We start from the raw sequence: 25,242 nt of genomic DNA on the forward strand, positions 1-25,242 counted from the left end.
ATTCCGACAAATAATTTTTATAAAATTGTGAAAAGTCTATTTTTGTTATATAATAGGTTTGTAAATTTTATACATAAGGGGGAGTTTGTGATGAAGGTGGAAGCGCTTCCTGTAATTGAAGGGGTATACAACTTACAGGACTATGATAAAACGTATCAAACCTTTGACTGGTCACAAGTGGAGAAGGAATTTTCATGGCATGAAACAGGTAAATTAAATGCAGCTTATGAAGCAATTGATAAGCACGCAAACTCTACGCGTAAAAATAAAGTTGCGCTTTATTATCGAGATGCGCAGCGCAATGAAAAATATACATTCAAAGAAATGAAAGAATGGTCAAATAAAGCCGCAAACGTGCTAAAACAAGCAGACGTAGAGAAGGGAGATCGCGTGTTTATCTTTATGCCTCGCTCTCCGGAACTTTATTTTGCATTGTTAGGAGCGGTGAAGCTTGGCGCTATTGTTGGGCCTTTATTTGAAGCGTTCATGGAAGGTGCAGTAAAAGATCGTTTGCAAGACAGTGATGCAAAAGTGTTAATTACAACGCCTGAACTGCTGAGCCGCGTTCCGGTGAAAGATTTGCCAGCTTTAAAACACATTCTCCTTGTAGGGGAAAATGTAGAAGAAGAAGGCATTCAACTAGATTTTCTAAAGCGATTAGAAGCGGCGAATAAAGAGGTGGAAATTGAGTGGGTAGATAGAACAGATGGCATGCTGCTTCATTATACATCAGGTTCAACTGGCAAACCAAAAGGCGTACTTCATGTTCACAACGCAATGCTTCAGCACTATCAAACTGCAAAGTGGGTACTCGACTTAAAAGATGACGATGTGTATTGGTGTACAGCAGATCCCGGTTGGGTAACGGGGACTTCCTATGGGATTTTTGGTCCTTGGCTTGCTGGAGCAACCAATGTGATTGTAGGAGGACGCTTTAGTCCAGATGCATGGTATCAAGCACTTGAAGATTTTGGCGTAACGGTTTGGTACAGTGCACCTACAGCTTTTCGTATGCTAATGGGTGCTGGTGATGACTTAGTTAAACGCTATGATTTAAGCAATCTCAGACATGTATTAAGTGTGGGAGAACCGTTAAATCCTGAAGTGGTACGCTGGGGAATGAAGGTGTTCCAAAAACGTATTCATGATACGTGGTGGATGACTGAAACTGGTGGTCAGACGATTTGTAATTATCCGTCTATGAAAATTAAGCCAGGATCTATGGGGAAACCAATTCCAGGCGTACAAGCAGCAATCGTTGACGATCAAGGGCAAGAGCTTCCACCTTATCGAATGGGGAACTTAGCAATTAAAAAAGGCTGGCCATCTATGATGCATACGATTTGGAACAACAAAGAAAAGTATGAGTCATATTTTATGCCAGGTGATTGGTACGTATCAGGTGATTCGGCGTATATGGATGAAGAAGGTTATTTTTGGTTCCAAGGCCGAATCGATGATGTTATTATGACGGCAGGAGAACGCGTGGGTCCATTTGAAGTAGAAAGTAAGCTTGTTGAACATCCTGCTGTAGCAGAAGCGGGTGTTATTGGTAAGCCTGACCCTGTGCGCGGGGAAATTATTAAAGCATTTATCGCACTTAGAGATGGGTATGAATCTTCAGATGAACTGATTGAAGATATTCGTCAATTTGTGAAAAAAGGGTTAGCTGCTCATGCAGCCCCGCGTGAAATCGAGTTTAAAGATAAGCTACCTAAAACACGAAGTGGTAAAATTATGCGTCGCGTTTTAAAAGCGTGGGAATTAGATTTGCCAACGGGCGATTTGTCAACGATGGAAGACTAAGGAGTAAATGTTTCAATCTTTGTAGGGAAAATAAGTGATTTTTATAAAGTTCAAACAGCCAGCTGTTTGAACTTTTTTTTGGACTTGAATTTTAAAATAAAATCATTCATAATTGTGGGGTGTAAACTTTTAAATAAAATAAACTGCAGTGATAGGAAGAAGTAATACTTGTCTCCCTGTTTAAGAGAGCTGATGGTTGCTGAAAATCAGTACATAGACAAATATGAAATACGTCCTTGAGCATCTTTTGTGAACTTACAGTAGCAAAAGACGGGTAGACCGTTACATCATTTAAGTGGGAAATAATTTATTTCCAAATAGGGTGGTACCGCGATATTTTCGTCCCTTCTTTTTTAAGAAGGGGCGTTTTTTATGTTGTTCAACAAATTGCAACGAGCAATTAGATAAAGGAGAGAATATATAACATGGATATTTTACAAGATCTTGAGTTTCGAGGGCTCATTAACCAACAAACGGATGAAAAAGGTTTAAGTGAACTTTTGAGTAAAGAGTCTGTTCGTTTGTACTGTGGATTCGATCCGACAGCCGACAGCCTTCACATCGGCCACATGCTTCCTGTTTTAATTTTACGTCGCTTTCAACAAGCTGGACACCAACCAATTGCATTAGTTGGTGGAGGTACGGGTCTTATTGGAGATCCAAGCGGTAAAAAAGCAGAGCGTACATTAAATGAAAAAGAAACGGTTGCCATGTTTAGTGAGCGTATTAAAGGTCAGCTTTCACGCTTCTTAGATTTCGAAGAAGGTGAAAATGCAGCAGTTATTGCAAATAACTATGACTGGATTGGCTCATTAGATGTTATTACATTCCTACGAGATATCGGTAAAAACTTTGGTATTAACTATATGATGGCAAAGGATTCTGTTCAATCTCGTATCGAATCAGGCATTTCATTTACGGAATTTAGCTACATGATTTTACAATCATATGATTTCTTGAATTTATACCAAACATATAACTGTAAGCTTCAAATTGGCGGTAGCGACCAATGGGGAAATATTACAGCTGGCTTAGAATTAATTCGTAAATCAGAAGAAGATGCAAAAGCATTTGGATTAACAGTTCCGCTTGTAACAAAAGCGGACGGGACGAAGTTCGGTAAAACAGAAGGCGGGGCAATTTGGTTAGACCCTGAAAAAACAAGTCCGTATGAATTCTACCAATTCTGGATTAATACAGATGATCGTGATGTTATAAAATATTTAAAATACTTTACATTCTTATCACACGAGGAAATTAATGAATTAGCAGCTTCTGCAAAAGAAGCTCCTGAAAAACGCGAAGCACAAAAAGCACTAGCGGCAGCGATGACTACGCTTGTACACGGTGAAGAAGCTCTTGAGCAAGCAATTCGTATTTCGCAAGCTTTATTTAGCGGAAGTATTTCAGAGTTAACAGCAGAAGAAATTAAGCAAGGATTCAAGGATGTTCCTTCTTACACGCATACAGGTGAAGATATTGGTTTAATTGATTTACTTGTAGAAAGTAAAATTTCTCCTTCTAAACGTCAAGCACGTGAAGATATTTCAAACGGTGCGATTTACTTAAATGGTGAGCGTGAACAAGATTTACAAAAAACAGTAGGTGCAGAAGACCGTATTGAAGGTCAATTCACAGTGATTCGTCGAGGCAAGAAAAAATATACGCTTATTCAATACGCATAAAAAAAGGCCGAAAGGCCTTTTTTTTATATAGATAGCAAAAAAGCCGCTCCATAAGGAACGGCTTTTTACTATTAACGAGAGTAGAACTCTACGATTAGTGCTTCGTTGATTTCAGCAGATAATTCAGAACGCTCTGGTAGACGAGTGAATGTACCTTCTAATTTCTCAGCGTCTACTGTTAAGTAGTCTGGTACGAAGTTGTTAACTTCAAGCGCTTCTTTCACGATTGAAAGGTTGCGAGATTTTTCGCGAACACCGATCACTTGACCAGGTTGTACACGGTAAGATGGGATGTCAACGCGTTTACCGTCAACTAAAACGTGACCGTGGTTAACTAATTGACGAGCTTGACGACGAGTGCGTGCAAGACCCATACGGTATACTAAGTTATCAAGACGAGCTTCTAAAAGAATCATGAAGTTCTCACCGTGCTTACCAGTTAATTTACCAGCAGCAACGAATAAGTTACGGAATTGACGCTCAGTTACACCATACATGTGGCGTAATTTTTGCTTTTCTTGTAATTGTAAACCGTACTCAGAAATTTTCTTACGTTGACCTGGGCCGTGTGGACCTGGAGCGTAAGGGCGTTTTTCTAATTCTTTACCTGTACCACTTAGAGAAAGACCTAAGCGACGAGAGATTTTCCAACTTGGACCTGTATAACGAGCCATGATGACTCCTCCTTGTTTGTGTTTTTATTTTATGCAAAACAAAAACAGACACATTCTAGCGATATGCTCATTTTGTTTTCATGTACCATCGCTCTAGCAGCAGAGAGTTACACGATACACCATCTTGTTAAAAGAATTGCTACTTCTGTAAAACAACCTTTTAATGAGGAACAAAATGAAAAAACATAAAGAAGATTGTATAAGCTGCAATATTTCACACAACGAGTATTATAGGTGTTTCCTCGTATAAAGTCAAGGAAGATTGAAGATTAAAAGAATGTAAAAGAAAGGATATATTCTTTTGAAGTATGAAAGGAGAAGAAAGAACGTAAGAAAATGGTGGTGATGGGCTAATCAAACGTTTGTTTAATAAGCAAAAACCGCTGATTTGCAGCGGTTTTTTTGCTTATTCATATTCAAAGAAAAGAAGTGAGTTCTTTGACGAATTCTTCAAGATACTGTTGATCGATTTCATCAAAGCGATTTTTGATTGGACTGTCAATATCAAGAACACCTAAAAGTTTACCGTCTTTTACCATTGGTACAACAATTTCAGATTGAGAAGCAGCATCACATGCAATGTGGCCAGGGAATGCATGAACATCTTCAATTCGCTCTGTTCTTTGATTTTGAGCTGCTGTACCGCATACGCCTTTTCCAAGTGGAATGCGAACACAAGCGGGCAGCCCCTGGAAAGGGCCGAGTACTAACTCGCCGTCTTCCATTAAATAAAAGCCTACCCAGTTTACTTCATTTAAAAATTGATTTAGTAAAGCTGAAGCATTTGCTAGATTAGCAATTGTATTACTTTCTCCTTCTAATAAGGCGCGTAATTGCTTAATTACTAATTCATAATTCTTTTGTTTTGAGCCGCTGTAGTTTTCGACATTAAACAATGTATTCTCCTCCATTCAACATAAGATTTAATGAGTTTTTATCAGGAAACGTCAGTTTTAACGCTACTTTGTCGATAAAAGATTACAGGAACTAAAAAGCCTATCACGAATTATGTAGAGAGGCTACTAAAATCCTTTTTAAATACTGTAACGATTTCTACACAATTTTGCAATCATATGTGTTTTGTAAAAATAAATCGAAATGAGGTGTAGATAGATGGCTGTACAGTCAAAAACGAAAGAGAAAATTATTGATGCGGCTGTTTCTCTTTTTAACGTAAAAGGTTTTGATGGTACGTCGGTGCGCGAGATTGCAGGAAAAGCGAAAGTGAACGTAGCGAATATTTCATATTATTTTCATAGCAAAGAAGGATTGCTTGAAAGTTTAGTGATTTCTTATTTTGAAGGTTATATTGCGGTACTGGAGCAAGCATTCCAAGAAATGAAAAAGCTGTCTTCAACAGAAAGTATGATCGTGATGATTCGAGCTATCTTACATTACCAGCACGAAAATAGGCATATTGCCCGGCTCGTATATAGAGAAATCTCGCTTGACACGATTTTAATTCGAGAAGTTATGACTACGTATTTAACCAAGGAGAAGTACTACTTAAAAACAATCCTTGAAAGAGGGATGAAAGAAAAGGAATTTCGAAAGCTGCACGTTTCCTTTACAATCATTGAGCTTAAGGGCATGCTGTCTATGCCTTATCTTCATCCTCAGTACCTAAGTGAAGTTCTTCATATATTGCCTCACGAACCGTATTTTGTTCAGCAATATGCGATTGAGCTTGAGCAATGGGTGCACACCACGGTATGTTTGCCATATGAACGGACAAACAAACTGCGCGTTCAATTATCCTAAATGGAGCTCTCCATAGCCTTGGCCTAAATCCTTCGCACAGTGGGCGTCTGACCCATATACGAGAGGGATTTTTTTCTGTTGGGCTGCTTTTACGACAAAGGGAGCTGGATACGCTTCCTTGCACAAAGGCTTAAACAACCCTGCACCATTATAATCCAAAGCCAGATCTTTCATTTTTATTTCATCGAGTATTGCTAAAATAATAGGTGAAAGTGTGTCTTCATATGGAAAGCGAGTTTGAAATTTATGTACGAGCGTCATATGACCAATGCGCTTAGGCTTATAAACGCCTAAATTGGCCTGTATAGAGCGTAATACGGTGTTGTAATACTTATCATATACTTTGCTTACGCTGCCAAACTTCTGTACAATATGTGCAAATACGTCAGCGCTAAAATCTAGGCAATCATATCCTTCTTCATGTTTTAAGAAGTGGACAGAAAGTATGCTGTCATCGAGATAAGGACCATATTCGTTTAAGAAATCTGTTGTTTCGTGTTCAAATCCTTCAATAAAGTCAACTTCCAATCCGATATTAATACGAATCTCGGGCTCAAATTCTTTTTTAACTTGCTGTACGTTTTGAATGTAGCGATCAAGTTTGTCAGGATCCATTCCGCTGTCGCGATCAGGCGTCGGATCACTGAAGCTTTTTGGTAATGGAGCATGCTCTGTAAACGAAATCTCGCAAAAGTTCAGGGAAATCGCCTGTTCAACATATTGTTGCAATGAATCAGGTGAACCATGTGGGCAAAATGGAGTATGAATATGTTTGTCAACTTTCATAAAAAATGCCTCCTTTTTTCTTCTTTTTCCATTGTAACGACACAAAGTGACTCCATGCCAATATTTTGTATAAAAAAATTTAATTTTTTGCTCAAAAGTTGGACTTTACATGGTATCATAAAAACATTGACGCAAAAAAATTTAAAGGATTAAATTGACCCTTTTTATAAATAAGAAACTTGTCATGTAGAACGCACTGTAAGGGGGCTTAGTATGGAATTCATTATAGCACTAATCATACTTATTATCGGATTAGTTGTGTACGGAATGTTTTCACGTAAAAAGATTTATCAAGAAATTGATCGCCTGGAAACGATCAAAGTCGAATTAGCAAATACGCCAGTTGCAGAGGAAATTTCAAAAGTAAAAGAATTGAACATGACAGGTCAAACTGAAGAGCTATTTGAACGTTGGCGTGAGCAGTGGGATGAAATTATATCAACTAATCTCCCGAAAATTGATAAAGAACTGTTTGAAACGGAAGAAGCAGCGGATAAATACCGATTTAAAAAAGCGAAGCAGTTATCTATACATATTGATCAAGCCTTAGAACAAACCAAGATAGATATTGAAAACATACTCACTGAACTTCAAAATTTAATTGGTAGCGAACAAGATAATCGATATGATATTGAGGAATTAAATCAGCTTCACCGCCATGTGAAGAAAAAATTGCTCGCACATCGGTATTCCTATGGAAATGCTGAAAAAACGTTAGAATACGCAATTAATACATCTAAAGAGCAGTTTAAAAAATACGAGGAAGAGACGATTAACGGAAACTATCTTCAAGCACGTGAGATTGTTCTTCAATTAAAAACTGATTTAACAGCTATTGATTCGTATTTAGAACAAATTCCAAAAGTGTTAGTTGAGTGTCAGACCACTCTTCCTGTCCAGTTCAATGAACTGCTTGACGGGTTCCACGAAATGAGTGAGCAGGGATATGTGTTAGATCATCTGCAAGTAGAAGAAACGGTAGAGCTTTTAAAACAAGAAACTGCTGAAATTATTGCAGATATTGAAGAATTATATGTGGAAGAAGCGATTACAAAACTAGATGATGTGAACGAACGTTTAGAGCAGTTATATGACTCACTTGAGCATGAGGTTTTCTCCTATCATAAAATGAACCGTGAATCTCATACGGTATCTAACTTCCTTCGTATGCTTCAAGAACGAAACCGTGAACTTCGTGAAGAAACGCTATTTGTACAGCAAAGCTATCATTTTAAAGAGCGCGATTTAGACGTATATTATAAAATGGACCGCGAACTAAAACGATTGACTAACTTGTACTATAATATTTCGGACAAGGTGGCGGAGCACAATTTAGCCTACAGTGTGATCCAAGAAGAACTCGAAGACGTTTCCAAACAGCTTAACCAATTAAAAGAATCTCAGGAATCCTATAGCGATATGCTACAAGCTCTTCGCAAAGATGAGCTCTCAGCTAAGGACAAAATAGAAGAACTGAAATCTCAGTTGATTGAAGCACGACGCCTTATTCAAAAAAGCAACCTTCCTGGTGTTCCTGAAGAATATAAAGTACAGCTTGAAAAAACGGTTCATATCTTAAATGAAGTAACCGCTAAGCTGAAAGAAAAACCGCTTAATATTCAAGCTGTTCAATCTTTACTTGAAGATGCAGTTGGTTTTGTTCAGGATACATTTGATGAAACAGAGGCAATGTTAGAAGAAGCGCGACTCGTTGAAAGAGTGATTCAATACGGTAACCGCTATAGAAGTACTCATCACTCAATTGCACAGTCTTTAGAAGAAGCAGAAGAAGCATTTCGTCATTATGAATACAAAGAAGCATTAAAACAGGCATCTGCAGCTATTGAGCAAGTAGATCCTGGTGCGCTGGATCGTATACAGCGTATTGTATCTTCACAGAGTTAAAAAGCTCGTGTCCAAAGGACACGAGCTTTTTTATGATGCTTTTCTTTAGCATACTATCTCGTATCTCTTTCAATGCTAATGGTATAGTCTATAAATACGGCAGCAACTGTTAGGATAAGCAAGGGGAGACCTTTCTTATAAAGTGGCAAATAGCTTTGAAAAGATCGTCTATCCTTGTTATGATTACTAAGGCAAAACCTAATTTAAAAAAGTATTAAGGTATGTTATGATAATACGTTGTTCCGAAAAAATGAAGAAGGGGGCGCGCATCCTTGATTTATTTAGATAATAGCGCTACAACAAAACCCTATAACGAAGTCATACAATCTTTTACCAAAGTAGCTACAACTTATTATGGCAATCCATCCTCCCTCCATCAGTTTGGCGTACAGGCGGAGAATTTGTTGAGCCGTTCGCGTGAGCAAGTAGCAGAATTGCTGCACGTATCGTCAAATGAAATTATCTTTACATCTGGAGGAACGGAAGGGAATAATTTGGCTATTAAAGGCGTAGCGATGCAATATAAAAGCCGAGGTCAGCATATCATTACGACAAATATTGAACATGATTCTGTTCATGAACCATTCAAGCAGTTAGAAGTCCTAGGATTTAACGTTACGTATGTTCCGGTAGATTCCAGTGGTTTTGTATCACCTGCGGCTATTGAATCAGCTATTACGGATGAAACCATTTTAGTATCTGTTATGCATGTAAATAATGAGATTGGCACCATTCAGCCAATTGAAGAAATTGGACAGATGCTGACGAACTATTCCAAGGTGCTTTTTCACGTCGATCATGTGCAGGGGATTGGAAAAGTTCCGCTTTCTTTAGCGGATCATAAAATTGATTTATGCACATTATCAGGACACAAAATTCACGGCTTAAAAGGGACGGGAATTTTATATAAACGAAATGGAGTTCAGCTTCATCCGCTGCTTAGCGGAGGCTCTCAGGAAATGCAGCATCGATCAGGCACGGAAAATGTGCCGGGAATCGTAGCATTTGCTAAAGCACTTCGTTTAACACTTGAACATGCTGCTCAAAATCAGCAAAAAATGCGGGAAATAAAAGCAGAACTGATGGACAAACTTTCTGCTCACGAAAGAATCACGGTTAATACGCCCAATGAGCATTCGGCACCTCATATTATAAATTTTACAGCACAAGGTATTAAAGGTGAGGTTTTTGTTCACGCTCTTGAAGAAAAAGGAGTGTTTGTATCCACTACATCTGCTTGCTCATCAAAGCGAAAAAAGCCAAGCAAAACGCTTTTAGCTATCGGTAAAAATTACGAAGAAGCCGATCAATCCATTCGATTAAGCTTGTCAGGCTTAAATGATTATAATGAAGTAACGCCCATTGTAAATGCTATTTTCACAGTAATTGAAGATCTAAAGAAAGTAATGAGGTAAATGATTATGATATATAACCACATTTTAATTCGGTACGGAGAAATCTCAACCAAAGGACAAAATAGAAAAAAATTTGTTGCCCAGCTAAGAAAAAATATCGTAACGGCTCTTAGCGCATTCCAAAATATTCACGTAAAATACACAAGAGACCGCATGTATATTCACTTAAACGGTGAAAATCACGAGCCTATCATCGAACGTCTTCAGCAAATCTTTGGTATTCAAAGCTTTAGTTTAGCATTAAAAGTTGAAAATGAGCTTGAAGCGATTCAAGAAGCAGCGTTAGAAGCAATGAAAGAATTTGATATAGAAGGAAAAACATTCAAAGTATCTACTCGGAGAGCGTATAAACAATTTCCTCTTGATACAAACGAATTAAATTATGCAGTAGGAAGTCATATTCTACGAAATACAGAGCATCTAAAGGTAAACGTAAAAGAACCAAGCGTAAATGTACGAGTAGAAGTGAGAAGTGAAGCAACGTATATTACATGTTTTGATTATCGCGGAGCTGGAGGTCTTCCAGTTGGTACGAGTGGAAAAGCGATGCTGATGCTTTCTGGAGGAATTGACAGCCCGGTTGCAGGATACTTAGCCATGAAGCGCGGTTTAGAAATAGAAGCGGTTCATTTTTACAGTCCGCCTTTTACAAGTGAACGTTCTAAGCAAAAAGTCATCGATTTAACGCAAAAATTAACGGCTTATCACGAAAAAGTAAAGCTTCACATTGTACCGTTTACAGCTGTACAGCAAGCGATTCAAAAGCAAATTCCAGAGAATTATACCATGACCTCTACACGCCGTATGATGCTTCGAATCACGGACCTTATTCGTGAAAAAAATGAATCGTTAGCTATCGTAACTGGCGACAGCTTAGGGCAAGTAGCTAGTCAAACGGTTGAGAGCATGTATGCGATTAATGAAGTGACTAATACGCCAATTTTGCGTCCGCTTGTAACAATGGATAAAACGGAGATTGTTGAAATTGCCCGCAAAATTGATACACATGAAATTTCGAATCGACCGTATGAAGACTGCTGTACAATTTTTACGCCAAGCTCACCAAAAACGAAGCCAAAGCGTGAAAAAATAAATCGATACGAACAATTTTATGATTTTGAAACATTAATTCAAGAAGCGGTAAATAATGTAGAAACACTTGAGATGACAGCTTCTTCGGCTACAAATACTGCGGACAGCGTAGAAGATTTGTTTTAAAAGTTAAATTTCATAAAATTACCAAAAAAATAATGTATGATGCCATGTGTTTTGACACAATCTATATTCAACAAGGAGGTGAAAACACATGGCAAACACAAACAAATTAGTAGCTCCTGGTTCAGCAGCTGCTATCGACCAAATGAAATACGAAATCGCTTCTGAATTCGGTGTAAATCTTGGACCAGAAGCAACAGCTCGCGCTAACGGATCTGTTGGTGGAGAAATCACTAAACGCTTAGTTCAAATGGCTGAGCAACAACTTGGTGGTAAATAAGTCATATTAACTAAATAATGATGGCTAAAAAGAGTGGGGGAAACCTCACTCTTTTGTCTTGTTTGTTTTGTCACGTATAATAGAGACAAGATCAAGCTTTATAAAGTAAAGGAGATGTTGGCGATGGGGACTTTATTTTACGGGGGCAAAATATATACGATGCTAAAAGAAGATGAGCATGTAGAAAGCGTATATGTTGAAAAAGGATTCATTGAAGATATAGGCGCAGAAGAAGATCTAAGAATCAAATGGGGTGCTGAGATTGACAAAGAAGTACACCTCAAAGGATATCCAATGTATCCGGGCTTTGTAGATAGCCATCTTCACTTAATTGGTCATGGTGAAAAGCTCATTAGGCTTGATTTGTCTCAAGCTACTTCTAGGGAAGACGTGCTGATGCGCGTTCGGCAAAAAGTAGAGAGTACACCAAAAGGAGAATGGGTAATTGGAGAAGGGTGGGATGAAAATCAGTGGGAAGATTCCTCTTTGATTCAGTATCAAGATCTTGATCAACTTTCAACAGAACATCCTATTATGTTGAAGCGAGTCTGTCGTCACGGATTAGTAGTAAACGGGACTGCTCTTAAAATAGCCGGGATTACAGCTGAAACACGCGACCCGGAAGGAGGTATTATCCAGAGGGATGAAGCGGGAAATCCTACTGGTTTTTTGGCTGATCAAGCGCAAGAATTAGTAACGGCTCATATTCCTCAAGTAACGGAAGCATACATTCGACAAGCTCTTTCAGTAGCTATTAAAGATTGTGTTCAGCACGGATTGACGGGTGGACATACGGAAGATTTAAATTATTATGGAGGCTTTTTGCGTACATATCAAGCATTTCAAGACGTTATTCATAAAGAAAAGCAGCTGTTTCGTGCTCATTTACTTGTTCATCATGAAGCTGTAGATGATATGTATACATACGTTGAAGAAAAGAAAGACACATCCGCTTTTATTGAAATAGGGCCAATGAAGATTTTTGCTGATGGTTCGCTCGGCAGTCAATCTGCTCTTTTAAGCTTTCCATACAAAAGCGACCCTTCTACAAGAGGTGTAGCTATTCAATCACTCGATGAATTAAAACAGCTAGTGAGAAAAGCGAGGGAATTGAATATGACCGTTGCAATTCATGCGATTGGTGATTTAGCGTTTCAATATGTCGTAGAAAGCATCGAACAATATCCTCCTCAAACAGGGCAAAGAGATCGTATTATTCATGCGCAAATCCTACGAAAAGATTTAGTTGATCGTGTAAAAAAGCTCCCGGTTGTGCTGGATATCCAGCCTCGGTTTTTAGCCAGTGATTTTCCATGGGTTATTGAAAAAATTGGAGAAGAGCATTTGGACTATTGCTATGCGTGGAAAACGTTATTGGACGAGGGCGTTATGTGTGCAGGCGGATCGGATGCGCCTATTGAACCTATCAATCCCATGTTAACGATTCATGCAGCAGTTTCTAGAAAAACTTCTCCGAACAGCTCGGTCGTTTACATACCTTCTGAGCGACTCACTGTATTTGAAGCTGTTCAGCTGTTTACATTAGGAAGCGCGCAGGCCATTCATCAAGAGCATAAAAAAGGATATATTCAAAAGGACTATGTAGCTGATTTTACCGTATTAGAAAGAGATCTGTTTGAGATACCTGCAGATGATATTCCAGGGGTACAGGTGCAGATGACTGCTATTAATGGAGAAATTATATATCAAAAATAAAAAGCGCCCAAGGGCGCTTTTTATTATAGAAACGTACGCTTAACTCGTTGCCAGAAAGAGTTATCTTTCAGCTTAACCGTTTTAATTTGACGGTCGCTTAAACGAATTTGAACTTGATCAACTTGACGTGCATTTAATGCTTCGTTATCTATTCCAATAATTGGACTGTGATTGTTGTCATTGGATAGTTTTAAAGTGAGCGTATGCTCAGCGCTTAGGATGAATGAAGATCCTAATGTACGATAGTTATTATTATTTAACGATGCCAATTCGCTGACTTGCATACAAGGTATTAACGGATCAACTACGGCTCCACTTACCGATTTATTATAAGCCGTACTGCCTGTTGGTGTTGAAATAATCATCCCATCCCCACGGAATGTTTCAAAGTGATTTTCATTAATAAAAACATCTAGACTGAGTGTTTTTATAACTCCTGATCGAATCGAACATTCATTTAAGCAATAAAAAGAAGTTCCTTGATCAATTTGAGTTTGTAAAACGGGAAATCGACGTACTTCTATATTTTCTGTCGTAATAGCTTCAATCATTTTATCCGTTTCATCGATATGAAAATCGCAGTAAAAGCTTAGTTGATCTGAAGTTGTGACACCAGCATATAAGCAGTCATCTCGAAAGCCAGATTGACGGACAGCCTGTAAGAAAGCTCCGTCACCGCCAATACTTACAATGATGTTAGCGCTGTCGAAATGATCTACTACTTGAAAGTCATATTGTTTTGCAAGTTCAATAAGTGGACTTACGAGCGCCTTTGTTTCCTGGTTTTTTGGATGAAAGAAATAAACGTTGCGACGATTTGGCATAGATAGTTCCCCCTTGTTTGTCTGATATGTAAAATATTAGCGATAAAGTAAACTTTTTAAAAAAAGTTTGTTACAATAATTATAGCATTATTGCTTTAAGAATTAAAAGAATAATCTTTTAATTCTGACACCTAAAAGGAGGATTTTCATGAATAAAAAAAGGTGGATTGCTCTTTTAATTGCGGCCTGCTTATTCATTTTTTCTGCGATTGTTAATATTGGTTTTTCAGTCAAAGAAGAAAAAGATGACGGTCTGGCAGGCATCTTTGGAGGAGACGACAGCGAACTATCAGAAACAGTTATTGAAAAAGGGAATGCAGCTAAGAAAATTGCAGTGCTAGAGGTCAATGGAACGATTCAAGATACAGGAAGCGGTTCCTCTCCGCTTATGTCCCAAAATGGTTATAACCACCAAGCATTTTTAAAGCAGCTAGAGGCTGCAAAAAATGATAAGACAGTTAAAGGAGTCATTATTAAGGTGAATTCACCGGGCGGCGGCGTCGTTGAAAGTGCTGAAATACATAAAAAAATTGAAGAGCTGAAGAAAGAAACGAAAAAGCCAGTGTATATTTCAATGGGATCAATGGCTGCTTCAGGAGGCTATTACATTTCAACAGCGGCTAACAAAATCTATGCAATCCCGGACACTTTAACAGGTTCACTAGGTGTAATTATGCAAAGCGTTAACTACGGCAAGCTGGCTGATAAACTAGGAGTAGAATCTGTCGTGATTAAAAGCGGAGCTCATAAAGATATTATGTCTCCAACAAGAGAAATGACCGGAGAAGAAAAAGAAATTATGCAAACACTTGTAGACAACTCGTACGATGGTTTTGTCAATGTTATCTCTGAGGGACGTCACTTGTCTAAAGAAAAAGTGCGTTCTCTCGCAGATGGACGAGTGTACGATGGACGTCAGGCTAAAGAGCTGAAGCTGGTCGATCAACTAGGCTATTTTGAAGATGCGGTAACAGGAATGGAGAAAGATTATAAGTTAAAAGGTGCACAAGTAATTCAATACAATCAAGGATTCGGACTGCCTTCTTGGCTTTCAATGAGCATGCAAAAAGTAATAGGTGGAGATGAACAAGTTACTGCAATGTTAAAAACATTTGCGCAGCCAAGCTCTCCGCGTCTGATGTATTTATATGCAGAATAGAGGTGGGAACATGGAAAATCAGTCTCATTCAACCGAATCAAACGACAATATAAAACATGAGCCAGCGGTAAGTACGCCAATAGGTAGTGACTTCCATTATGCAGGCTTTTGGATGCGCTTTTGGGCATATCTTTTAGATCTAGCTGTGGTAGCTAGCTTGAACTCTCTGCTGATCAAGCCTATTTTCCATTTAGCAGGTATTTCTCGAGGAGATGGATTTTTTTCTCCCTATACGATTATAACGGTTATTATCTTTTATGGTTATTTTGTTTTAATGACCAAGTATTTTGGACAAACGCTTGGAAAGATGGTGTTTGGGCTTAAAGTAGTATCGCTGAAAGACTCCACTTTAACTTGGCCTGTTGTGCTGTTTCGTGAAGGAGTTGGACGCTATATTTCTAAAACAGTTTTTTTACTTGGCTATTTATTAGTTGCGTTTTTACCTAAGAAGCAAGGAGCACACGATTACTACGCAGATACAACTGTCATACACGAAGGTACAATCAGCAGATAATCAAAAGAGGCTAGAATAAAAGGATTTTAGACGAAGTGAAAAACGAACCACTAATCAAGACTTTTGATTAGTGGTTCATTTTTTTTATGGTAAACGCAGGTTTTATTAGTTTAGATTCTTCTAGCTGCTGATTGGAGGGCAAGGCGAAGACTCCTGCGGGAAAAGCGGAGCAGTGAGGCCCCACAGGAGTGTATGCGACGAGGAGGCTCAGCGCCCGTCCGCGGAAAGCGAAGTCTTGCACGGAAATCAACTGCGGTGTCACAAGCGGTTCAGCTCATGTATCCCATTTGTTCGTCTTGAGATTGGATTCATTTCGTTATATCTCAACCTCTTTTTATTGTTTCCATAAGGTTTAATATTCTGTGTTTTGGAGATAATGTGAAGCTAAGAAGGAGTGAAGGATGTGCTATGGCTTTTATGGATATTGCTAGCACTTTTAATTGTTATTGTACTTATTGTATGGACAAAAATCACGCTATTTGTAGATCTTCACCATGTCCGAGATAACGATTATTACAGAGTGAGACTCAGGGCTTGGTTTGGTCTTATTCGCTATACATATGAAATTCCGGTAGTGAAAGTGAAAAAAGATTCTCCTCGTTTGCTTGTTGAAAAGAAGAAAGGAATGGGTGATCAAGGAAAAGAAGACGAGAATTCATGGAGTGATTATTCTGTAGAAGACGGGCTAAGCATGTTAGAAAATGCGAAGCAATTCCTTGAACAGGTAGTCGGTTTTCATAAAATTTTTCGTCGTTTCTTACAGAAAGTGACGGTAAGTGATATTAGATGGCACAGCCGTTTCGGCTTAGGTGACGCTGCGTTAACAGGCGTCCTTACCGGGGCTGTATGGTCTGCAAAGGGGGGCATAGTTGGTATAATCAGCCGTTATATGAAATTAAAAGATATGCCTGTCATGAGCGTTACTCCTGTATTTCAACATCTTTGGTCAGAAACGGTATTTGAGTGCATAATTTCTTTTCGAGTTGGTCAAGCTATTCTAGTAGGTTTACGGACCTTGAGATACTGGCGGCATACGTCCAAAAAGCGTCGCAAAAGATGGAAGTCGTCAAATAAGAACAAGACACACTCTGTGAAAACATAAGGAGGTTATCTTAATGGCAGAACATCCAATTAAAAGTTTAATGTCGACAGCTATGGAAAATTTAAAGGAAATGATTGATGTTAATACAATCATTGGTGATCCTGTGGAAACACCTGATGGCAGTGTTATTTTAACTGTCTCAAAAGTAGGGTTTGGTTTTGCAGCGGGCGGAAGCGAGTTTGGAGTAGAAGGACATGCACCATCTTCTCCAGGACAGCATCAGCAAGAATCAGGTCATCCGTTTGGCGGAGGAAGCGGTGGCGGTGTATCAATTACGCCCATCGCCTTTTTAATTGTGAGTGGAAGCGGAATTAAAATGCTTCACCTTAACGAAAGTACACATTTATATGAAAAGATTCTAGATACAGCACCTCAAGCAATTGAACGCGTGCAGCAAATGTTCAAGCGCAACAATCATCAGCAGGATCAGCACAATCAACAAAATCAGCATCATGACAGTTCAAATGATTTTAATTTGTAGAAATAATATAAAGCTTTGCCTGCTTCTTTAAATCGTAAAAGAAGCAGGCAAAGTCTTTTTTTTATTGCGCTTATTTTTTAGGATACAGCTCCATGTTTTGTATGTCATTTAATTGCAATATAGAGACAGACAAGCTAATATGAACAGTGTACATACTTATTTAAAGGAGGAATTATTCGTGACTAAATTTAAAGGTAACGATGTAACATTATTAGGAAATCAAGTGAAGGTTGGAGACAAGGCGCCAAACTTTACGGTTTTAGCAAATGATTTATCAGAAGTAACGCTTGACAGCACAAAGGGTTCTGTTCGCCTAATCAGTGTAGTTCCTTCTATTGATACTGGAGTTTGTGATGCGCAAACTCGCCGCTTCAACGAAGAAGCAGCTAAATTAGATAACGTAAAAGTATTAACAGTAAGCGTAGATTTACCTTTTGCTCAAAAGCGCTGGTGCGGTGCTAATGGCATTGATAATGTTCAAACTTTATCTGACCACCGCGACTTATCTTTCGGAGAAGCATATGGTGTAGCTATTCAAGAATTACGCTTATTAGCTCGTTCAATCTTTGTAGTAGACTCAAATGACAACGTAATGTATGTTGAGTACTTACCAGAAGTAACTGAGCATCCGAACTACGAAGCAGCAATCGAAGCAGCTAAAACAGCTAAGTAAGATTGTCAGTGGCGTTCGGCAGAAGGCGGAAAACAATGTTTTTCGCCTTCTTTGTGTTTTAAGAAGTTTTTATGATAAAATATGATGTTCCAAATAGGACGTTTACTCATTTATATAGATATTATTTCATTACACAGGAGGCAGAATATGAGTCAGTTAGCTAGTATGGAAAAGCTATTTGGTGTAATTGATCAAACAGCTATTATTTTAAGAAAAGAACTAAACTGCGTATATTTAGAAGCAGTAGCTGAAACGGGAGAAAATTTGTTTCAAGGAACTATTTTACAAGAAGAGCTAGATGAGGTAACTAAAAAACGTTTAAAAAAAGAATACGATTCAATCACGCTTGATCATTTTGAAAAAGAAACGATTCGAAAAGCGTATCAGCTAGCTATTTTAAAAGGCATGAAAGAAGCAGTTCAGCCTAACCACCAAATGACGCCTGATGCTGTAGGACTATTTGTCAGCTATCTAGTTGGAAAGTTCATGACAGGAAAAGATAAATATACGCTTTTAGATCCCGCAGTAGGAGCAGGGAACTTATTAACAACCATTTTAAACACACACGCTGCGTCAATTGAACACGTATACGGTGTAGACGTGGATGATTTATTACTTCAATTAACATATGTAAATGCAAATTTACAGAAGCACGGCGTTCAATTATTCAATCAAGACAGCTTACAGCCGCTTTTTATTGATCCTGTTGATTTAGTTGTCTGTGACCTTCCGGTTGGTTATTATCCAAACGACGAAGGGGTAAAAGAGTATAAGGTAAGAGCTGAAGAAGGTCACACCTATGCTCATCACTTATTTATTGAACAAAGCTTGCGTCATGTAAAAGATGGAGGATACGTAGTAGCCCTTATTCCAAATAACTTGTTTGAATCTGAACAGTCTCATTTATTACAGCCGTTGCTAAAAGAGGAAGCAATCGTGCAAGGGATTATTCAGCTGCCACTTTCAATGTTCAAACAAGAGCAGGCTGCTAAAAGTATTATGGTTCTTCAAAAGCAGGGAGAAGGAGTAACAGCACCTGAGAACGCGCTGCTTGTAAATTTGCCGAAGTTCAGCAATCGGGAAGCAATGAGTGATATTATGGCTCAAATGGACCAATGGTTCCGAGTGAATAAAAAGTAAGTCTTTTTCGAAAATAATGAATATTTTCCGGTAGCGTTTTCATGATGTATAGCTCTTGAAATCTATTGTCGTGAATGATTAAATGAATAAGGATAGAAATCGTGTCGAAATGCATAGAATATTGTAGAGATTACACTTTTATGTTCTGTTCGTTATGTTTATGATGCACGTATAATAAAGAAGGAGCTGTTTTTTTATGTCAAAAATCATGGCAATCAACGCCGGCAGTTCTTCACTTAAGTTTCAATTATTTGAAATGCCAAGTGAGACGGTATTAACAAAAGGTTTAGTAGAACGAATTGGTTTAGATAACGCTGTTTTCACGATCTCGGTAAATGGTGAAAAACAAACGGATATTACAGAAATCCCTGACCATGCTGTTGCAGTTAAAATTTTAGTTGAAAAGTTACTTTCTCAAAACATCATTCAATCATACGATGAAATCACTGGTGTAGGTCACCGTGTAGTACACGGCGGAGAGAAATTTGCTGATTCTGTTTTAATCACAGATGAAACACTAGCGGAAATTGAAGCTTTATCTGATTTAGCACCGCTTCACAACCCAGCAAACATTGTGGGAATTAAAGCGTTCCAAGATATTCTTCCAAATGTTCCAGCTGTAGCAGTTTTCGATACAGCATTCCATCAAACAATGCCAGAAAAATCATTCTTGTACAGCTTACCGTACGAGTACTATGAAAAGTATGGCGTTCGTAAATACGGTTTCCACGGCACATCTCATAAATATGTTTCTGAGCGTGCAGCTGAGCTTCTTGGCCGTCCGATCGAACAATTGCGCTTAATTTCTTGTCACTTAGGTAACGGTGCAAGTATCGCTGCAATTGAAGGCGGCAAGTCAATTGATACATCAATGGGCTTCACACCATTAGCTGGTGTAGCAATGGGAACTCGTTCAGGTAACATTGACCCTGCATTAATTCCATTTATTATGGAGAAAACAGGAAAAACTGCTGACGAAGTATTAAATGTATTAAATAAAGAAAGTGGTCTTTTAGGTGTATCTGGTATTTCTAGTGACCTACGCGATCTAATCAAAGCAAGCGCTGAAGGCAATGAACGCGCTGAAACAGCACTTGAAGTATTTGCTAGCCGTATTCATAAATATATCGGTTCTTATGCTGCTCGTATGTCTGGTGTAGATGCAATCATCTTCACAGCAGGTATTGGAGAAAACAGTGATGTTGTACGTGCTCGCGTTCTTCGCGGTTTAGAGTTCATGGGCGTTTATTGGGATCCAGCTTTAAATAGTGTACAAGGAGAAGAAGCATTTATTAGCTACCCTCATTCTCCAGTTAAAGTTATGGTTATTCCTACAGACGAAGAAGTTATGATTGCACGTGACGTTACTCGTTTAGCGAATATTTAAGTTCATAAAGTGCCTCTTCAATGCATGAATTCTCATAAATTGTCAGGCAAACTAACGAAAAGCTGATTTCCTTGTTAGGAAATCAGCTTTTTTATATAGCGTAAGTAGCTGACGATTGAAAGAAGGTTTACAACGTATAGAAGAAAGAAATAATATAGGAAGCAAAATGTAACGGATGCATTATTTGTTATAATAAAAATAAAACTACTTATTTCTTGAAAGGGTGACATGATGATACTAACGAATCGCGAAGAACAGCTTTTAGAAGAAATGTATAAATGGGAAGAGAGCTTACAGAGTGTAGAAGCAACTGAGATGGAGTTATTGTACGAAGAGTGGTTAGAAAAAGGGCTTAACTTAATTCCAGCTTCTGTTCGTGAGACCTATTTACATAAAATTGATGAGGGACTCTTTCAGTTAACCGCATTAATTCAAGGTACGGAAATGCAAACTCAAGCGACAAAACGAATTATTGAAACCGCTCGTGTATTCAAAGAGGATATCACAGATCTGTCAGAAATGAATTCCCTTCAAGTAGATCAGCTCTCTTATATATGCGAACAGCAAATGGCCAAGCTTCGGTTGTATGCGCTGAGTCAAGGAGCACTTTCAGGAACGGGACAATCGCTGCTAGTCGGTATTGATATACCTGCTGTTTTATGCATGAATATTCAAGCGGTGCAACAGGCAGCAATGAGCTACGGCTATCATATCCAGACTCCTTCAGAGCTTATGCTAACGCTAAAAGTGTTCCATGCAGCAACGTTACCTAGACACCTTCAGGCTGAGGGGTGGCATCAATTAAAGGGTGAGTTAAGGCAAGAATTTGACCCGTATTTTTATGAAGGTGTTGATCAAATTGTAGATAAAACGTGGCTGCAAAAAATCGTTGTGCAAATTGGGAAAACGCTAGCTATATTTGCTGCGAAGCGAAAAGTTTATAATCGTTTGCCGATTGTGAGTATGATGGTTGGCGGAGGGATGAATTATCGAATGGCCAAACAAGTGACAGATTATGCGAAGCGCTTTTACCAATACCGCTATTTGCTGGATAAGAAAAACGAGTCTCATTAATTTTTCATGAGACTCGTTTTTTTGTCTATCCGTGAACTTTTTTTGATATTTCCTCATTTGTTCGATACCAAATCCACAAATCATTAATAATAGAAGCAAGTTCTCCTATCTCGCTATTTAATTCACAGGAGCGGATAAAATTAGTCTCATCTTCTAACGCCGCTTGTTTTTGATTAATACTCTTTTCTAAAGATTGAATTTTGTCTGGAATCTGCCCCCGAATGGATTCCCATGTTAGGAGGATATCCTGCTGAACTTTTTCAGAATAGAATGTCCATTCTCTTTCGAGAGCAGGAATTTTTATACCGAGTCTGTTGTCATAAGTAAAAAAGCGCTCCATTTTTTCACCTCTTCCCTTCCATTTTATACAATGACAAAAGCCAGAGCTACTGTAAGTGAAAAATAAATCATTTATACTTGATTTATGCATATAAATATACACGGTATGTAAGAAAGGTATATTCATTCATGTCTATTTTTACAGTATTTTAAGAGATTTTATCCTATTAAATTAAAATAAATGTGAATTTATATACTTTTTTTTGAATAACTATTGAAAATAGATTAAAAAGTTGTTAAAGTAATAGTAGATTAAATGAATAAAAATTAAAACGGTTGTATTAATATATATATAATTTGTAGGAGGAATAGATAATGAGTAATCCAAAAGTTGTTTTAGCATATTCCGGAGGTTTAGATACATCAGTTGCAATTAAATGGTTACAGGAAAAAGGGTACGATGTGGTAGCTTGCTGTTTAGATGTAGGCGAAGGAAAAGATTTAAAATTCGTTAAAGAAAAAGCATTAACAGTTGGAGCGGTATCATCATATGTGATTGATGCAAAAGAAGAATATGCCAATACATTTGCGTTAGCAGCACTTCAAGCACACACATTATATGAAGGGAAATATCCATTAGTATCTGCACTATCTAGACCGCTAATCGCTAAAAAGCTTGTAGAAGTAGCAGAGCAAGAAAATGCAGTAGCTGTCGCACATGGATGTACGGGAAAAGGAAATGACCAAGTGCGTTTCGAAGTATCAATTAAAGCATTAAATCCACACTTAGAAGTTTTAGCTCCTGTTCGTGATTGGAAATGGTCTCGTGAAGAAGAAATCGAGTATGCAAAAGAAAAAAATATTCCAATTCCAATTAACTTAGACAGCCCATTTTCAATTGACCAAAACTTGTGGGGAAGAAGTAACGAGTGTGGCGTTCTTGAAGATCCTTGGGCAGCTCCACCTGAAGAAGCATATGACCTAACGGCTTCTCTTGAAAACACTCCGGACACAGCGGATGTAGTAGAAATTGAATTCGTTGAAGGTGTTCCAGTATCATTAAACGGTCAATCTTACACGCTAGCTCAGTTAATTCTAGAATTGAATGAAATTGCAGGTAAGCACGGAGTCGGACGTATTGATCATGTAGAAAACCGTCTTGTGGGAATTAAATCACGTGAAGTGTATGAGTGTCCAGCTGCTATGACATTAATTAAAGCACACAAAGAGCTTGAAGATTTAACATTAGTGAAAGAAGTAGCGCACTTTAAACCAGTGATTGAAAAAAAATTAACAGAAGTTATCTATGAAGGTTTATGGTTCTCTCCATTAACAAATTCACTGCTTGCATTCTTAAAAGATACGCAGCAATATGTGAACGGAACAGTGAGAGTAAAACTATTTAAAGGGCATGCTATCGTAGAGGGACGTAAATCTCCTAATTCTTTATACAATGAAAAACTTGCAACATATACAAAAGAAGATGAATTTGATCACAATGCAGCAGTTGGTTTCATCTCATTATGGGGACTTCCAACACAAGTGAGCAGCATGGTAAATCAAAAGAAGGTGACAACGGTATGACCAAACTTTGGGGAGGGCGTTTTACGAAACGCCCTGAACAATGGATTGACGAGTTCGGTGCGTCGATTTCATTTGATCAGCATCTTGTAGAAGAAGATATTGAAGGCAGTTTAGCACATGTAACAATGCTTGAGAAATGCAGTATTCTTTCTGGAGATGAAGCGTCACAAATTAAAAAAGGCCTTCAAACACTGCTTGAAAAAGCTAAGAAGAAAGAATTAACATTTTCTGCTCAATATGAAGATATTCATTTGAATTTAGAAAAGTTATTAATTGATGAAATTGGTCCGGTTGGAGGGAAGCTTCATACGGGTCGAAGCCGTAATGATCAAGTTGCTACAGATATGCACTTATATTTAAAAAAGCATGTTCAGCAAATTGTAGGTCTGATTGAAAATCTAGAAGATGTATTGCTTACAAAAGCAGATCAGCATGTTGAAACCATTTTTCCAGGCTACACACATTTGCAGCGCGCGCAGCCGGTTTCTTTTGCTCATCATTTAATGGCTTATGTTTCAATGTTCAAGCGCGATGCTGAACGTTATGCAGAATCGCTGAAGCGTATTGATTTATCTCCTTTGGGAGCAGGAGCTTTAGCTGGTACAACATTCCCAATTGATCGTCACTATAGCGCTGAGCTTCTAGGCTTTAATGGAATTTATCAAAACAGTATGGATGCTGTCAGCGATCGTGACTTTATTTTAGAGTTTTTAAGCAACAGTTCTATTTTAATGATGCATTTATCTCGCTTTTGTGAAGAGTTAATTTTATGGTCTAGTCAAGAATTTCAATTTATTGAAATGGATGATACGTACGCAACGGGCAGCAGTATTATGCCTCAAAAGAAAAATCCTGATATGGCGGAGTTAATTCGTGGTAAAACAGGACGAGTATATGGTCATTTATTTAGCCTATTGACTGTGTTAAAAGGCACGCCTTTAACATACAACAAAGACTTGCAAGAAGATAAAGAAGGCATGTTCGATACGGTTACAACGATTGAAGGATGTTTGACCATTTTTGCTGGCATGATCGAAACAATGACAGTAAAAACAAATGTTATGGAAAAAGCTACGAAACAAGATTTTTCAAATGCAACGGAGTTAGCTGACTATCTTGCTTCAAAAGGTATGCCGTTTCGTGAAGCACATGAAGTGGTTGGGAAACTGGTTCTCGTTTGTATTCAGAAAAATATCTACCTAATGGATTTGCCGCTTGAACAATATAAGGAAGCGTCAGATTTATTCGAGGAAGACATCTATCATGTATTAAGTCCAAAAACAGCTGTTAATCGCCGCAATAGCGCGGGAGGAACAGGATTTGAACAAGTAAAAAAAGCAATTCAGCTAGCTAAAGATGAATTGCATGAAAAAACATCGATATAAAAAAGTTATCAAAACGTCCGCAGAAAAATCTGCGGGCGTTTTTTGATGTGAGATAAATGGTATAACTAGAGCATTTAAGAAGAAAATAGAAAAGATCATGTAAGGGATTATGAAGTAAAGTTTACATTCGTAAAGAAAATAAAGTGAAAAAGGAGAAGTGACATATGAAAGACAAAAAACATCCGCAGCATGTATATGAATATGATTTTGAAGGAGAAAAAGAGACATCAAGACAGCTAATGGATTCTTATTCAAGCGGCGTCATTGGCGATGCTATGGCTTCTGTAGTGGAAAATCCAGAAGCACAGAGTGAGAACGAACTATATGAATAACTAGATGCATATACTGTATATAGACTAAGAAAAGCAGGATTATGCTGAGCTCTATCGAAAGGTAA

At 38.1% G+C, this 25,242-nt stretch carries 24 protein-coding genes and 1 other annotated feature; of the genes, 19 read left to right on the forward strand and 5 right to left on the reverse strand.

Going from position 1 to position 25,242, the window contains the following annotated elements; genetic code table 11:
* Positions 1-90 precede the first annotated feature (90 nt).
* Both acsA and tyrS read left to right on the forward strand, forming a co-directional pair.
* Positions 91-1,806, forward strand: coding sequence for an acetate--CoA ligase (acsA, locus tag POF52_RS00450; protein WP_047931062.1), 1,716 nt, complete (start codon positions 91-93; stop codon positions 1,804-1,806).
* A 139-nt stretch (positions 1,807-1,945) separates the two neighbouring features.
* Positions 1,946-2,156: a binding site (T-box leader), on the forward strand.
* 75 nt (positions 2,157-2,231) lie between these two features.
* Entirely contained in the window at positions 2,232-3,491 is a 1,260-nt protein-coding gene (gene tyrS, locus POF52_RS00455) for a tyrosine--tRNA ligase (RefSeq protein ID WP_013085222.1), read from the forward strand.
* A 71-nt stretch (positions 3,492-3,562) separates the two neighbouring features.
* On the opposite strand, the gene rpsD is transcribed toward tyrS, so the two are convergent.
* Both rpsD and POF52_RS00465 read right to left on the reverse strand, forming a co-directional pair.
* Positions 3,563-4,165, reverse strand: coding sequence for a 30S ribosomal protein S4 (gene rpsD, locus POF52_RS00460; RefSeq protein ID WP_013059485.1), 603 nt, complete (start codon positions 4,163-4,165; stop codon positions 3,563-3,565).
* Positions 4,166-4,581: 416 nt separating this feature from the next.
* The gene (locus POF52_RS00465) at positions 4,582-5,061 is read right to left on the reverse strand and encodes a GAF domain-containing protein (RefSeq protein WP_271989081.1); all 480 of its coding nucleotides are present in this window, start codon (positions 5,059-5,061) and stop codon (positions 4,582-4,584) included.
* 217 nt (positions 5,062-5,278) lie between these two features.
* Here POF52_RS00465 and refZ point away from each other — a divergent pair, with 217 nt between their 5' ends.
* Positions 5,279-5,926 carry a forespore capture DNA-binding protein RefZ gene (gene refZ, locus POF52_RS00470; protein WP_013085219.1) on the forward strand — a complete coding sequence of 216 codons (648 nt, stop codon included), beginning with the start codon at positions 5,279-5,281 and terminating at the stop codon, positions 5,924-5,926.
* Here refZ and hisJ read toward each other — a convergent pair.
* A complete protein-coding gene (gene hisJ / locus POF52_RS00475) occupies positions 5,918-6,712 on the reverse strand; it encodes a histidinol-phosphatase HisJ (protein WP_271989083.1) in 795 nt (264 codons plus the stop codon). The genes refZ and hisJ overlap by 9 nt on opposite strands.
* A gap of 213 nt (positions 6,713-6,925) precedes the next feature.
* On the opposite strand from hisJ, the gene ezrA reads away from it, so the two are divergent.
* The 5 genes from ezrA to POF52_RS00500 all read left to right on the forward strand — a co-directional run bounded on the left by ezrA (position 6,926) and on the right by POF52_RS00500 (position 13,243).
* Positions 6,926-8,617 carry a septation ring formation regulator EzrA gene (ezrA, locus tag POF52_RS00480; protein WP_016765733.1) on the forward strand — a complete coding sequence of 564 codons (1,692 nt, stop codon included), beginning with the start codon at positions 6,926-6,928 and terminating at the stop codon, positions 8,615-8,617.
* A 272-nt stretch (positions 8,618-8,889) separates the two neighbouring features.
* Positions 8,890-10,032, forward strand: a complete 1,143-nt coding sequence (locus POF52_RS00485; RefSeq protein ID WP_016765732.1) for a cysteine desulfurase family protein — start codon at positions 8,890-8,892, stop codon at positions 10,030-10,032.
* A gap of 6 nt (positions 10,033-10,038) precedes the next feature.
* Complete coding sequence (thiI, locus tag POF52_RS00490) at positions 10,039-11,250, forward strand: tRNA uracil 4-sulfurtransferase ThiI (protein ID WP_013059478.1); 1,212 nt, start codon at positions 10,039-10,041, stop codon at positions 11,248-11,250.
* An 88-nt stretch (positions 11,251-11,338) separates the two neighbouring features.
* Positions 11,339-11,527: an alpha/beta-type small acid-soluble spore protein gene (locus tag POF52_RS00495; RefSeq protein ID WP_013059477.1), complete on the forward strand. Its 189-nt coding sequence runs from the start codon at positions 11,339-11,341 to the stop codon at positions 11,525-11,527.
* 123 nt (positions 11,528-11,650) lie between these two features.
* Positions 11,651-13,243 (forward strand): amidohydrolase, encoded by a 1,593-nt coding sequence (locus POF52_RS00500; protein ID WP_271989091.1) that lies wholly within the window; start codon positions 11,651-11,653, stop codon positions 13,241-13,243.
* A gap of 23 nt (positions 13,244-13,266) precedes the next feature.
* On the opposite strand, the gene POF52_RS00505 is transcribed toward POF52_RS00500, so the two are convergent.
* Positions 13,267-14,067, reverse strand: coding sequence for an NAD kinase (locus POF52_RS00505; protein ID WP_013059475.1), 801 nt, complete (start codon positions 14,065-14,067; stop codon positions 13,267-13,269).
* A 148-nt stretch (positions 14,068-14,215) separates the two neighbouring features.
* Here POF52_RS00505 and sppA point away from each other — a divergent pair, with 148 nt between their 5' ends.
* The 8 genes from sppA to POF52_RS00545 all read left to right on the forward strand — a co-directional run bounded on the left by sppA (position 14,216) and on the right by POF52_RS00545 (position 21,597).
* Positions 14,216-15,226 (forward strand): signal peptide peptidase SppA, encoded by a 1,011-nt coding sequence (sppA, locus tag POF52_RS00510; protein WP_128819496.1) that lies wholly within the window; start codon positions 14,216-14,218, stop codon positions 15,224-15,226.
* Between the two features lie 10 nt (positions 15,227-15,236).
* On the forward strand, positions 15,237-15,740 hold the full coding sequence (locus POF52_RS00515) for an RDD family protein (RefSeq protein ID WP_271989095.1): 504 nt from the start codon (positions 15,237-15,239) through the stop codon (positions 15,738-15,740).
* A gap of 403 nt (positions 15,741-16,143) precedes the next feature.
* On the forward strand, positions 16,144-16,842 hold the full coding sequence (locus POF52_RS00520; RefSeq protein WP_013059472.1) for a DUF2953 domain-containing protein: 699 nt from the start codon (positions 16,144-16,146) through the stop codon (positions 16,840-16,842).
* Between the two features lie 13 nt (positions 16,843-16,855).
* Positions 16,856-17,323: a GerW family sporulation protein gene (gene ytfJ / locus POF52_RS00525; RefSeq protein ID WP_074893754.1), complete on the forward strand. Its 468-nt coding sequence runs from the start codon at positions 16,856-16,858 to the stop codon at positions 17,321-17,323.
* Between the two features lie 139 nt (positions 17,324-17,462).
* The gene (gene tpx, locus POF52_RS00530) at positions 17,463-17,996 is read left to right on the forward strand and encodes a thiol peroxidase (protein WP_271989100.1); all 534 of its coding nucleotides are present in this window, start codon (positions 17,463-17,465) and stop codon (positions 17,994-17,996) included.
* Between the two features lie 147 nt (positions 17,997-18,143).
* Positions 18,144-19,136: a class I SAM-dependent methyltransferase gene (locus POF52_RS00535; RefSeq protein WP_176583568.1), complete on the forward strand. Its 993-nt coding sequence runs from the start codon at positions 18,144-18,146 to the stop codon at positions 19,134-19,136.
* Positions 19,137-19,332: 196 nt separating this feature from the next.
* Positions 19,333-20,523: an acetate kinase gene (locus tag POF52_RS00540; RefSeq protein ID WP_013059468.1), complete on the forward strand. Its 1,191-nt coding sequence runs from the start codon at positions 19,333-19,335 to the stop codon at positions 20,521-20,523.
* Between the two features lie 228 nt (positions 20,524-20,751).
* The gene (locus POF52_RS00545) at positions 20,752-21,597 is read left to right on the forward strand and encodes an EcsC family protein (RefSeq protein ID WP_255323335.1); all 846 of its coding nucleotides are present in this window, start codon (positions 20,752-20,754) and stop codon (positions 21,595-21,597) included.
* A gap of 25 nt (positions 21,598-21,622) precedes the next feature.
* Here POF52_RS00545 and POF52_RS00550 read toward each other — a convergent pair whose 3' ends face one another.
* Positions 21,623-21,937, reverse strand: a complete 315-nt coding sequence (locus POF52_RS00550) for a hypothetical protein (protein ID WP_029319996.1) — start codon at positions 21,935-21,937, stop codon at positions 21,623-21,625.
* A 314-nt stretch (positions 21,938-22,251) separates the two neighbouring features.
* Between POF52_RS00550 and POF52_RS00555 the strand changes: the two genes are divergently transcribed.
* From POF52_RS00555 to POF52_RS00565, 3 genes are all read left to right on the forward strand, one after another.
* Entirely contained in the window at positions 22,252-23,460 is a 1,209-nt protein-coding gene (locus POF52_RS00555; protein WP_013059465.1) for an argininosuccinate synthase, read from the forward strand.
* Entirely contained in the window at positions 23,457-24,845 is a 1,389-nt protein-coding gene (argH, locus tag POF52_RS00560; protein ID WP_013059464.1) for an argininosuccinate lyase, read from the forward strand. The genes POF52_RS00555 and argH overlap by 4 nt, the downstream gene beginning before the upstream one ends.
* Before the next feature lie 164 nt (positions 24,846-25,009).
* Complete coding sequence (locus POF52_RS00565; protein ID WP_271989108.1) at positions 25,010-25,177, forward strand: hypothetical protein; 168 nt, start codon at positions 25,010-25,012, stop codon at positions 25,175-25,177.
* Positions 25,178-25,242 lie beyond the last annotated feature (65 nt).

Origin of the sequence: Priestia sp. AB (assembly GCF_028369225.1) — a bacterium.
Lineage (GTDB): Bacteria > Bacillota > Bacilli > Bacillales > Bacillaceae_H > Priestia > Priestia megaterium.